The 12,741-nt window shown below is 38.0% G+C and carries 10 protein-coding genes; all 10 read right to left on the minus strand.

The window, feature by feature from the left end:
• Nucleotide 1 precedes the first annotated feature (1 nt).
• A complete protein-coding gene (gene mutM / locus ACKXGF_RS10210; RefSeq protein ID WP_411953631.1) occupies nt 2-835 on the minus strand; it encodes a DNA-formamidopyrimidine glycosylase in 834 nt (277 codons plus the stop codon).
• A 15-nt stretch (nt 836-850) separates the two neighbouring features.
• Complete coding sequence (gene polA / locus ACKXGF_RS10215) at nt 851-3,472, minus strand: DNA polymerase I (protein ID WP_411953632.1); 2,622 nt, start codon at nt 3,470-3,472, stop codon at nt 851-853.
• A gap of 70 nt (nt 3,473-3,542) precedes the next feature.
• Nucleotides 3,543-5,243 (minus strand): two-component system histidine kinase PnpS, encoded by a 1,701-nt coding sequence (gene pnpS / locus ACKXGF_RS10220; protein ID WP_411953633.1) that lies wholly within the window; start codon nt 5,241-5,243, stop codon nt 3,543-3,545.
• A gap of 2 nt (nt 5,244-5,245) precedes the next feature.
• Nucleotides 5,246-5,932 carry a response regulator gene (locus tag ACKXGF_RS10225; RefSeq protein ID WP_411953634.1) on the minus strand — a complete coding sequence of 229 codons (687 nt, stop codon included), beginning with the start codon at nt 5,930-5,932 and terminating at the stop codon, nt 5,246-5,248.
• A 344-nt stretch (nt 5,933-6,276) separates the two neighbouring features.
• Nucleotides 6,277-7,224 (minus strand): malate dehydrogenase, encoded by a 948-nt coding sequence (gene mdh, locus ACKXGF_RS10230; protein WP_411953635.1) that lies wholly within the window; start codon nt 7,222-7,224, stop codon nt 6,277-6,279.
• A 24-nt stretch (nt 7,225-7,248) separates the two neighbouring features.
• Nucleotides 7,249-8,520, minus strand: a complete 1,272-nt coding sequence (gene icd / locus ACKXGF_RS10235; RefSeq protein WP_167260632.1) for an NADP-dependent isocitrate dehydrogenase — start codon at nt 8,518-8,520, stop codon at nt 7,249-7,251.
• Nucleotides 8,521-8,596: 76 nt separating this feature from the next.
• On the minus strand, nt 8,597-9,715 hold the full coding sequence (gene citZ, locus ACKXGF_RS10240) for a citrate synthase (protein WP_411953636.1): 1,119 nt from the start codon (nt 9,713-9,715) through the stop codon (nt 8,597-8,599).
• A 208-nt stretch (nt 9,716-9,923) separates the two neighbouring features.
• On the minus strand, nt 9,924-10,397 hold the full coding sequence (locus ACKXGF_RS10245; RefSeq protein WP_167260628.1) for a DUF441 family protein: 474 nt from the start codon (nt 10,395-10,397) through the stop codon (nt 9,924-9,926).
• Nucleotides 10,398-10,543: 146 nt separating this feature from the next.
• The gene (locus tag ACKXGF_RS10250; RefSeq protein ID WP_411953637.1) at nt 10,544-10,936 is read right to left on the minus strand and encodes an FxsA family protein; all 393 of its coding nucleotides are present in this window, start codon (nt 10,934-10,936) and stop codon (nt 10,544-10,546) included.
• A 42-nt stretch (nt 10,937-10,978) separates the two neighbouring features.
• Entirely contained in the window at nt 10,979-12,739 is a 1,761-nt protein-coding gene (gene pyk / locus ACKXGF_RS10255; protein ID WP_411953638.1) for a pyruvate kinase, read from the minus strand.
• Nucleotides 12,740-12,741 lie beyond the last annotated feature (2 nt).

Here is a 12,741-nt window from a genome sequence, read left to right on the forward strand (position 1 = left end):
GTTATTCAGTCACCGGCTGACAGTTCGGGCAGAAATGTGTGCCACGGCCACCAATTTTTGTTTTAACAATCGGTTGATGACACGACACACAAGGCTGGTCAGTTTGGTCATAAACAGCTAATTCTAACTGAAATAGTCCAATTTCTCCAATCGAATTTAAGTAAGTTCTTATGGATGTGCCTCCTTTTTCAATGGCACGAGATAAAACCGTTACAATAGCTTGATGTAACGCTTCGCATTCTTGATACGTGATGGTATGAGCTACACGCTCTGGATGCAAACGGCTATAAAACAACACCTCATCAACGTAAATATTACCCAGACCTGTCACAATTGATTGATCCAATAAAGTTGGTTTAATCAAACGTGTGGTCTTTTGTAATCGGTCGTATAGATATTCCACTGTAAATACTTCGCTAAAGGGTTCGACTCCCAATTTACTAATAGGCGGTGTCGTTAGTTCCGTTCCTTTGGGCTTCACATGCATGGTGCCAAACTTACGAACATCCTTATAGCGAAGCTCTTTTTCGTCATCCAAATGAAAGGAAATATGGTTATGGGATTCTAGTGGAGTATCCTTATGATAAACGCCATATTTACCTTCCATTCTTAAATGGGACACTAACACATCATCCGTTAATTGAAATAATAAAAACTTCCCTAAACGGTCGATTGATTCGATTTTTTGACCCGTTAAAACAGTCTTGAATTGATTTTGATCATCTGGCTCTTTAATAATTCCTGGATAAAAAACTGTTAAATCTGTAATCGTTCTACCTACAACTAATTGTTCTAATGTTCGTCGAATGGTTTCTACTTCAGGTAGTTCTGGCATGCTTCTTCCCCTTTTCTACTTCGCATCATACCATGTTTCACCATAAGCATAATCTACAGTTAATGGAACAGATAAATCAATCGTTTGTTCCATCGCTTCTTTCACGATCGATTGTAATTGTTCAATATCATCTTTTTTAACTTCAAAAATTAACTCATCATGAACTTGTAATAACATGGTAGCTTCAATATCTGATTCATTTAACTGATTCGTAACGTCAATCATTGCTTGTTTAATAATATCTGCTGCACTTCCCTGGATTGGTGAATTCATAGCGGTACGTTCTGCAAAACTCCGCTTATTAAAATTACGACTGTTAATATCCGGTAAATAACGTCGACGTTTCATGATAGTCTCAACATAACCATCCCGTTTAGCCTTAGTCACAATATCATCCATGTATTCTTTTACACCTGGATAGCTTTCGAAGTACTTCTGGATGAATTGTTCCGCTTCTTTACGGGAAATACCTAAATTCTGACTTAAGCCATAATCACTAATCCCATAAACAATTCCAAAATTAACTGCCTTCGCTTGACGACGCATTAAGTCATCTATGTCATCCTCTTTGACATCAAATACATCCATAGCTGTTTGAGTATGAATATCCTTACCATTATTGAAAGCTTCGATTAATTTCTCATCTCCAGCAATATGAGCTAACACTCGTAATTCAATTTGGGAGTAATCAGCTGCAAACAGTACAGAGTCTTGTTGTGATGGAATAAAGGCTTGTCTAATTTTACGTCCTTCTTCCAGTCGAATTGGGATGTTTTGCAAGTTAGGTTCTACTGAGCTTAAGCGCCCTGTCTGAGTTAAAACTTGATTAAATCTGGTATGAATCTTGTGATTATCTTCATGAACAACTTTAATTAAACCTTCTATAAAAGTTGATTGAAGCTTCGATAATTGACGGTAATGTAAAATCTGATCAACAATTTCATGCTCATGCTGAAGCTTCTCTAAGACGTCAGCAGATGTTGAGTAACCTGTTTTAGTCTTTTTAATCACAGGTAATTCTAAATCCTCAAATAAAACTTTACCTAACTGTTTCGGAGAGTTGATATTAAATTCAGACCCAGCCAGCTCGTGAATCCGACTTTCTATTTCATCTAAACGCGTTGTTAGATCCTCGTTCATATCCTTTAGACGTTCAACATCAATTTTAACCCCTGTATATTCCATATTGCCTAATATTCTAGATAAAGGCATTTCTAACTGGTAATAAAGGGCTTCTTGTTCGTTTTGAACTAACTCTTCGTTTAAGCGTTGATGTAATCGAAAGCCTGCGTCTACTTTTCTAACGATATGGTCATAATATGTCTCTGTTTCAGGTAAATGTTGCTTAGCCCCTTTACCGTAAATCTCTTCATCATAAGAGACGTCGTTGACTTGGTAATGATGAGCAATTGATGTAATGTCACCATCATGACTTGAAGGATTAGCAATATAAGCAGCTAATTGTAAATCAAACGTCACACCTTGTAATTCTATACCACGCCATTTTAGCGCGACTAGCAATGCTTTTTGATTAAATACAGTTTTAGGTTGCTTAGGGTCCTCTAAAAACGCTTGGAACTTAGCATGATCTAAAATGGTTGGCTTCAGTAAAAAGTGACCATGCTGATTAACGAGACCAAATCCAATAATGTCACCTTCATGATAATTATCGTCTAACATCTCCATATAAAGGACGTTCATTTCTTTATCTGTTTCAACCTCTGAAAAATCTTCAATCACTTGATAATCAATCGCTTCATATGACTCATCGCTTTCACCCTCAACATCGCCGATTAACGATTGAAAGCCATATGTTTTAAATACTTGCATGACATCACGTGTATCATAACCTTCATACTGTAAATCTGTTAACGAAATCTCAATCGGTGAATCTTGTTTAATCGTCACCAATTGTTTACTCATTAATGCTTCATCTTTATTAGCTTCTAATTTTTCTTTTAGTTTTTTCCCAGAAACGTCATCTAAATGGTCATAAAGCTCTTCTACGGTTTCAAATTGTTGTAGTAACTTCACAGCTGTCTTTTCACCAACACCTGGAACTCCAGGGATGTTATCAGATGCGTCACCCATCAAAGCTTTTAAATCAATAATTTGTTCTTTTGTGATCCCCATCTTCTCCTGAATTGTTTCAGGTGAGAATGCTTCAATTTCACTAATTCCCTTACGCGTTAGAGAAACTGTTGTATGATCTGATGCTAATTGTAATAAATCTTTATCACCTGAATAAACAATGGTTTCCTGTGCTGCTTGGTCAGCTTCCTTAACGATCGTTCCAATGATGTCATCCGCTTCATATTGATCCAGTTCATAATATTTCACGCCAAACGCATCGAGAATTTCGCGAACGATAGGAAATTGTTCCGAAAGTTCAGGTGGCGTCTTCTGTCGTCCACCTTTATAATCTTGATACGTTTCATGTCTAAATGTTGTCTTCCCCGCATCAAATGCCACTAATAGATGGGAAGGATCATGATCTTCAAACACTTTCAGCAACATCTTTGTAAAACCAAATACTGCATTTGTATGAACACCTTGGTCATTACTTAATAAAGGTAATGCAAAAAATGAGCGATACAGAATACTATTACCATCGATTAACACTAATTCTTTTGCCATGAAAACACCTCTTACTTCTATTACATTCCGTTTAATCATTCGTACTTAAATTATAACAAACTTCATTCATTTATTGCGGAATCTTAATTCTGATGGTCGTTCCTTCATCTTCTTCACTGTCAATTTCGATTGATCCTTCATGTACTTCAACGATATGCTTAACAATAGACAAGCCTAATCCTGTACCGCCAGAATGACGACTCCGTGCCTTATCAACACGGTAAAAGCGTTCAAAGATACGATCATGTGCTGACTCTGGAATGCCAATCCCCGTATCTTCAACTTCGATTACAACCTGTTCCTCTTCTTGAAATAAACGAACGTCGATTGAGCCACCTTCTGACGTGTATTGAATAGAATTATGAATCAAATTGAGCAATAACTGATAGAGACGATAATAATCAGCTTGAACCATTAATTGATGATCATAATGACTATTAAATTTTAATTCATTGCTTTGAATGGATTCATTGACCACCGCATGAACATCATCAACTATATCATGAGCAGGGAACTGTGAAATCGTTAATGTATAGCTTTCCTTTTCTAACACTGATAAATCCAATAAATCTTGGACAAGTATATTTAATCGGTTACTTTCTTTCTTAATAATCGTTAAGAATTGTTCCTGCTTGGCCCGGTCCATCTGTGAATCTTCCAACAATGTTTCAGCGAAACCTTGAATAGATGTAACAGGTGTTTTTAATTCATGTGATACGTTTGCGACGAAGTCTTTACGAACGCGTTCTAATCGTTTTAATTCCGTTATTTCATGCGTCACTATAACAACGCCACGCCATTCGTCTTCTTGACTTTTAATAGGAGCTATATAAATTTCAAAAAAACGACCATCTGCTAGCTCAATAGTCTCCTGCCATCTTGATTCCATAAAAATAGCCCGTTGAATTAATTGATTAATCTCTTCTTGGTTTATAACATCATAATAGACCTCGCCAATCACTGGAATATCATGCGTCGTAAATTGACTTAGAAACGCCTCGTTAACTAATCGTGTCATTCCTTTTTCGTTAATTAACAACACGCCACTTTCCATATTATTAACAACTGTTTTGAGGCGGCTATTTTGGTTCTCATATTTACTGGTTATATTCTGCAAATGACGCCCTAAACGATTCACCAATTGTCCTAATTGTGAGGCGACCCCATACGGTAATTCTTCAACACGCGCGTCATAATTCCCATTCGCTAATTCTTTTGATGTTTCCGTTGCGCGAATGACAGGTTTCACATAACTATCATGAATACGAGCACCAAAGCGCCATAACAAAATAATTGTAAATAGTGAGACAAAGAAAACAGTCCACCACACTGTTCTCGTTAGTGCAGAAAGTGGTAATGATTCCGTCATAACGGATAATGACTCATTTTCGCCAAGTGAGTAGTTGGTTAATAAGCGATTTTCAATTAAAACAAATTCTCCTTTATTTCCAGTATTGGACCGAACCGTTTGAAGCACGCTTAAGTCGCGATTACTAAAAGTATGTAAAATGCGACCTTCATTTTGATTGTTATAAAATAAATCTAAATTAAACTGTTCGCTGTAATCATCTATTGTGCTTTGTATTTGATCAGTTGAAGTTTCTTCGAGCTGTTCTGCTATATATTGTCCCTCATTGATCAGCTGATCCTCATAAGCAGCATTTACGTAAAAACGAGCGATTTGATCAAATAATAAACCAATCACGACAATCATAACGATACTGAAAATAATATAGAGAAAAATGGTTCTTTTTTCGATGATCGTTTTCACATTCATCCCTCAATTTTATACCCAACACCCCGAACCGTTTTAATTAAGCTCGGCTTCTTGGGATTATCTTCTAACTTTTCGCGGAGATGGCTGATATGAACATCAACCATGCGTGTATCACCCATATATTCAAAGTCCCAGATGTCTTTCAATAGCACATCTCGACTTACCGGTTTCCCTGGTTGCTTAGCCAAATATAATAAGAGTTCAAATTCCTTCTGTGTGAAATTGACCAGTTCGTCTTGTTTATATACTTCATAATAATCTTCATAAATCGAAATGTCATGGATTCGTATAGGTCCAGTTTGATTCGTCGTAGGTTTTTCAAAACGTCTTAACACGGCATGAATTCTTGCGATTAACTCTTTAGGACTGAATGGTTTAGTCATGTAATCATCAGCCCCAACATTTAAGCCTGCAATTTTATCTTCTTCTTCACCTTTTGCTGTTAACATGATAACGGGTGTGTAATTTTGCTGATCACGCATCTGCTGACAGACATCCACACCATCCATTTCTGGGAGCATTAAGTCCAAAACAACTAATTCATAAGTATGATGATGTAATAGTTCTAATGCCGACTGTCCGTCATGTACAACAGTTGTGTTAAACCCTTCTTCACTTAAATGATGGTCTATTAAAGTTGTGATCGATAGTTCATCATCCACAATTAAGATGCTTTTACTCATTAACAATCCAGCTCCTTATCCTCATTCTCTTAATAACCTACCTCTATCTTATAAAAAAATATAACATTATAACAGTAGGCTGGCTTAAAAAGTTAGCTTTATTGATGCACGTTGTTGATATTGTGATTCGCTTTCGGCGGACGCTTTCCACGGGCACGGCTCGAGCCTCCTCGGCCTAAAGGCGTGGCCTGTGGGGTCTCGAGACACGTGCTAATCCCGTTGGAGTCGCCGCCTTCGCTTCTCACAATTCAACAACTCAGTGCTAAAACAATTGTCATTCAACATTGAACTTTAACAGATACAAAATATAAAAAGCTCGGGATAATAATATCCCGAGCTTTTGACTATTCTTGTTCATCTAAAACATTCATCACATGTCGTACGGATTCAGCCGATTGATCTAATTGTGATTGTTCATCTTGAGTCAATTCAAGTTCAATGACTTTTTCAATACCGTCGCCACCAAGAATGGTTGGAACACCTAAATACATATCTTGATAACCATATTCTCCTTCAAGATAAGCAATTGCAGGTAAAATACGGCGTTGATCTTTTAATACAGCTTCTACCATTTCAGTAATAGATGCTGCAGGTGCATAGTAAGCTGAACCATTGCCGAGTAAGCCAACGATTTCTCCTCCACCTTTACGTGTTCGATCAACAATTTCATCAAGGCGTTCTTTAGAGATTAAGGATTCGACAGGAACTCCACCTACCGATGAGTAACGTAACATAGGAACCATATCATCACCATGACCACCTAAAACAAAGCCCGTCACATCTTTAACAGACACATTTAATTCTTGAGCGATAAACGTTCTAAAGCGGGCTGTATCAAGGACACCTGATTGCCCAATCACACGATTTTTTGGAAAGCCAGACTGTTTATAAACAGCATATGTCATCGCGTCAACTGGATTAGTTAAAACAAGAATATAACAATCGGGTGAATGCTTAACTACTTGTTCAGTAACTTGTTGCATGATTTTCGCATTCGTTGCAACTAAATCATCACGACTCATGCCCGGCTTACGTGCAATACCAGCCGTAATAACAACAACATCCGAACCAGCTGTATCTTCATAGTTTGACGTTCCCATTACATTGGCATCAAACCCTTGGACAGGGCTTGCTTCTAACATATCTAAAGCTTTTCCTTTAGTTGGGTCTTCCATATCAGGGATATCAACTAAGACGACATCAGCTAATTCTTTTTGAGCTGTCATGAGTGCAGTTGTCGCTCCGGTAAATCCTGCTCCAATAACTGATACTTTTCGACGTTTAATAGGCATTGAACTCCTCCTTAGTGAACGTAATTAGTCCATGTTTTTAATTAATTCATCAGCAAATTCAGAGCATTTCACTTCTGTTGCACCGTCCATAAGACGAGCGAAGTCATAAGTGACCACTTTGCTACCAATAGTTTTATCCATTGCTTTATGAATTAATTCACTAGCTTCACGCCAACCTAAATGATCAAGCATTAATGTACCTGATAGGATAACAGAAGATGGGTTCACCTTATCTTGACCAGCATATTTAGGAGCTGTACCGTGTGTTGCTTCAAAAATTGCATGACCTGATTCGTAATTAATATTCGCACCTGGTGCAATACCAATACCGCCAACTTGCGCAGCTAGCGCATCAGAAATATAGTCACCATTTAAGTTCATTGTCGCAACAACATCAAACTCTTTCGGACGAGTTAGAATTTGTTGTAAAAAGATATCAGCAATCGCATCTTTAACCACAATCTTACCTGCATCTACAGCTTCTTTCTCTGCTTGATCGGCAGCGTCACGACCTTTTTCGTCTGTGATCTTGTCATATTCTCTCCAAGTGAATACTTTGTCACCATATTCACGTTCAGCAAGGTCATAACCCCATGCTTTGAAAGAACCTTCTGTAAACTTCATGATGTTACCTTTATGAACTAAGGTCACACTTTGTTTACCTTCATTTAAGGCATAATCAATAGCAGAACGTACTAATCGCTCAGTACCTTCTTTTGATACAGGCTTAATACCAATTCCTGATGTTTCAGGGAAACGGATCTTATCAACACCCATTTCATTACGGACGAAATCGACCACTTTCTTCACATCATCTGTTCCTTCTTCCCATTCAATACCTGCATAAATATCTTCTGTGTTTTCACGGAAGATTTGCATGTCAACATCTTCTGGCTTCTTAACAGGGGATGGAACACCTGTGAAATGACGTACAGGACGAAGACAAGTAAATAAGTCTAATTCTTGACGTAGCGCTACGTTTAGTGAACGAATACCGCCACCAACTGGTGTTGTTAATGGTCCTTTAATAGCTACTTTATAGTCACGAATCGTATCTAAAGTTTCTTCTGGTAACCATTCACCTGTGTTATCTTTGGCTTTTTGTCCAGCAAGAACTTCTTTCCACTCAATGCCTTTCTCGCCATTATAAGCTTTCTCAACAGCTGCTTCTAGTACGCGTGATGCTGCCGCCCAAATGTCAGGTCCAGTTCCGTCACCTTCGATAAACGGAATAACCGCTTGATTGGGTACGTTCATTTGTCCATTTTCTACTGTAATTTTTTCACCTTGTGTCAATGTCATGACCTCCTATAATAACTTGTTTTATGAAGAACCAACATCACAAAAGCCGGTTTCCCGGCTTTTAGATGATTTATGATCTTTCTTCTAATGGAATGAATTTCTGTTTATCCGGACCAACGTATTCAGCACGTGGACGAATGAGTCGGTTATCCGAATATTGTTCAAGAATATGAGCTAACCACCCTGAGATACGACTAACCGCAAAAATCGGTGTGAATAAATCGTGATCAATACCTAAACTGTGGTACACCGAAGCGGAATAAAAGTCAACATTAGCTGGTAAACCTTTTTCTTCTTTAATAAACTCTTCAATTTTAACCGACATGTCGTACCATTTCGTTTCACCAGTAATGTTTGTTAATTGGTAAGACATATCACGTAAGTGTTTTGCACGAGGATCACCATTTTCATATACACGGTGTCCCATTCCCATGACTTTTTCTTTGTTTGCAAATTTCTCTTTAATATGAGGGATGGCATTGTCTACAGTACCAATCTCACTTAACATTTGCATAACGCGTTCGTTCGCGCCACCATGAAGCGGCCCTTTTAACGCGCCAATAGCTGCTGTAACACCTGAATAGACATCTGATAAAGTTGCCACACAAACACGAGAAGTGAATGTTGAAGCATTTAACTCATGGTCAGCATGCAGGACAAGTGCTTTGTTGAACGCTTCTTCTTCAATATCTTCTGGTTCTTTGCCATTTAACATGTACAAGAAGTTCGCAGCAAAGTTTAAGTCTTTCTTAGGTGCTACTGGTTCTTGACCTTTACGAATACGTGCAAAAGCTGTAACGATTGTTGAGATTTTAGCTTGTAAGCGAAGTGCTTTACGACGGTTTGCTTCTTCCGTCATTTCATCTGCTTCATTGTCATATAAACCGAGCATCGATACAGCTGTACGAACAGCCGCCATAGGATGAACAGTTGATAAATCATAAGATTTCAAATGATCAATAATGCCTTGAGGAACTTCCATTTCTTTTGCAAGTTCTGCTTTAAAGGAAGCTAATTCCTCTTGATTTGGTAATTTAAGATTCCATAATAAATAAACTACTTCTTCAAAACTACAATTTTCGGTTAAATCATCGATATCATAACCAACATATGTCAGTTTATCGTCGATGATTGAACTAATCTTTGACTCTGTTGCGACGATTCCTTCAAGACCTTTAGTGCCAGACATAGAATCTCTCCTTCTTTAAAGAATAATGAAACAAATGGCGTGTATGTATACACCTCAATTTACAAAGCTATGATACATCCCAATCACCATTATAAACAAAATTGTTTCGAAGTGAAACTATTTACTATATAAATTTCATAATAATTAACAAGACTGCATAACTGTTATTATCTATACCCTTCCTGTGCATCTTTAAACACAATTGCCATTATGAAATCAGTTTCAATACACCATCGACACCTTGCATGACGAGGTAAGCAATACCTGCGCCAATTAATGGACCAACTGCTACTCCTTGTAAAAAGACAACACCTAAGATTGTTCCTAAGACTAAAGCTGCAGTCAGATGGGGTTCATTTGCCATTAAATCTAAACCATCTCGTGCCACATAAGCAACAAAAGCACCAGCAGCAATCGCAATCCATGCATAGTATGACTTAATGCTTTGATATAAATCAGAGAAGCCTATTTCTCCTGTCGCGATTGGGACAAGGACTGCTACTGTGATCACCACTACCCCAATGAAGATTCCTTTTGATTCGATAAAAGGCAATAAACGATCTTCAAGATTAAAAAGTTTAACGCCAAGTAAGATGTATACAGCGATTAGAATAGGTTGATTTTTAGCAATAAATCCTAATGCTAACAAAATTAATAGAAAAACTGTTGAAGACGAAAACACGTTATATACCGCCTTTACATTAAAGAATTAATACATAATACTTTCTACTATTCGAGAATTAAAATACAAATCTAACACATTTTGTTCCAGTCCGAATACACTCATAGCAAAAAAAGAGGGCAGGACTAACCCGCACCTCCCAAAAATCACCGTCTAATAACTGTTACCGTCCCTTTCTTAATCATTGCAAGGACTAAAGCTTGTCCCCAACGTTTAAATGGACGTCTTGTCATTGGAATCAGCAAAATAAAACCGAAAACATCGGTTAAGAAACCTGGTGTAAATAATACAACTGCTCCGACTAATATAGCAATACCGTCAAAAATCTCTTCAGTAGGAGCGCGTCCGGATGACATCTCTCTTCTTGCTCTCATTAACGTTTCAGTTCCTTGGTATTTAGCTAACCAGGCCCCTAAAATCCCAGTTAAAATAACACCAAATAATACAAACCAAACGTTTAATAAATTACTAAACCAAACGAATAAAGCAATTTCAATTGCTGAAACAACGACTATTAAAATAAATAATATACGAAACATCAGATGATGCTCCTTTCAAGCAAGCTAGTTGCTCTTGATTTCTTATAAGACCGTTGTGCGTCCTTGATAAACATGACCATTTGTCGGATCAACCGTAATTTCTTCTCCATCACGAATGATATCTGTTGCGTTTTCAGCTCCTACAACCACTGGGATGTTGACGTTTAATCCTACGACAGCAGCATGACTTGTTAGGCCACCTTCTTCAGCTATAACAGCCTTAGCACGTTCAACATAAGGCATCATATCTTTATCAGTTCCTCGCGTCACAATGATATCGCCATCTTCAAAGCTTTGTGCTAATTGTTCGCTTGAATTAGCAATGACAGCTTTGCCCACAGCTCCTAATTTACCAATACCTTGACCTTTAACGACGACATTACCAACAACATGTACTTTGATTAAGTTAGTTGTGCCACTTTCACCGACAGGTACCCCCGCTGTAATCACAATACGGTCACCTTGACTAAACAGATTAGATTCTAGACCTTGCTCAACAGCTAAAGCTAACATTTCATCTGTTGATTTAACAGGTTGTCCATGAATGGCGTGAACACCCCATACAAGACTTAGTTGACGACTGACATGTTCTTTCGAAGTCACTGCAACGATATTAGCTTTTGGACGATACTTCGAAACATTTCGAGCCGTATTTCCACTTTCGGTTGGCGTTACAATTGCTTCAACTTTTAAATCTGCAGCTAGGTTTGCCACTGAGTGACTAATAGCATCTGTAATAGTCGTGTCTAAACGTTCATTGTTGTTACCCACCGTAGCGATTTTATCGAATGATTTTTCGGAATAAATGGCAATATTATTCATGGTTTCAACTGCTTCGACTGGATAATCACCTGCAGCTGTTTCACCTGATAGCATAATCGCATCGGTTCCATCAAAAATAGCGTTCGCAACATCACTTGCTTCTGCTCGTGTCGGACGTGGATTTCGTTGCATAGAATCCAGCATCTGTGTCGCGGTAATAACTGGCTTTCCAGCTACATTACATTGTTCAATTAAGTTTTTCTGAACAAGCGGTACTTCTTCAGCAGGAATTTCAACACCTAAATCGCCACGTGCCACCATTATGCCATCACTCACATTAATGATCTGTTCAATGTTATCGACACCTTCACGGTTCTCGATTTTTGGAATGATTTTAATATGTTCGGCATTATGGTCTTCTAGTAGTTCACGGATTTCTAACACATCTGACGAACGGCGGACGAATGATGCCGCAATGAAATCAATCCCTTGTTCGATTCCAAAGATAATGTCATTTGCATCTTTATCTGTAATACCAGGAAGGTTGACGCTTACATTAGGTACGTTTACGCCCTTTTTATCTTTGATGATCCCTGTATTCATAACCTTCGTTTCGATTTCACGGTCATTATGATTGACAGAAACAATTTCTAAACCAATCAAACCATCATCTAATAAGATCTTTCCACCTGGTTCTACATCATCAATTAGTCCTGGATAACTGACTGAAAAACGCTCAGCAGTTCCGTCAACTTCATCCATCGTGACATAGACTGTGGATCCTTCGACGAGCTCCACTTCGTCTTCTTTAAAGGTACCTGTTCGAATCTCAGGACCTTTGGTATCTAATAGTACGCCAATGGTTGAATCACTTTCTTGCGCTGCTTGGCGAATATTTTCGATACGGGCACGATGTTCATCATGGTCACCGTGAGAAAAGTTAAGACGCGCAACATTCATTCCAGTATTCATAAGCTTTTTTAACGTCTCAACTGATTCGGAAGCGGGGCCGATTGTACTAACAATTTTTGTTTTTTTCATAT

Source organism: Alkalibacillus sp. S2W (assembly GCF_046764385.1).
GTDB classification, from domain to species: domain Bacteria; phylum Bacillota; class Bacilli; order Bacillales; family Alkalibacillaceae; genus Alkalibacillus; species Alkalibacillus almallahensis.

Coding starts and splice junctions, on each gene's coding strand:
- mutM (WP_411953631.1), bottom strand. CDS start 835: ATGCCAGAACTACCTGAAGTAGAAACCATTCGACGAACATTAGAACAA.
- polA (WP_411953632.1), bottom strand. CDS start 3,472: ATGGCAAAAGAATTAGTGTTAATCGATGGTAATAGTATTCTGTATCGC.
- ACKXGF_RS10225 (WP_411953634.1), bottom strand. CDS start 5,932: ATGAGTAAAAGCATCTTAATTGTGGATGATGAACTATCGATCACAACT.
- mdh (WP_411953635.1), bottom strand. CDS start 7,224: ATGCCTATTAAACGTCGAAAAGTATCAGTTATTGGAGCAGGATTTACC.
- citZ (WP_411953636.1), bottom strand. CDS start 9,715: ATGTCTGGCACTAAAGGTCTTGAAGGAATCGTCGCAACAGAGTCAAAG.
- ACKXGF_RS10250 (WP_411953637.1), bottom strand. CDS start 10,936: ATGTTTCGTATATTATTTATTTTAATAGTCGTTGTTTCAGCAATTGAA.
- pyk (WP_411953638.1), bottom strand. CDS start 12,739: ATGAAAAAAACAAAAATTGTTAGTACAATCGGCCCCGCTTCCGAATCA.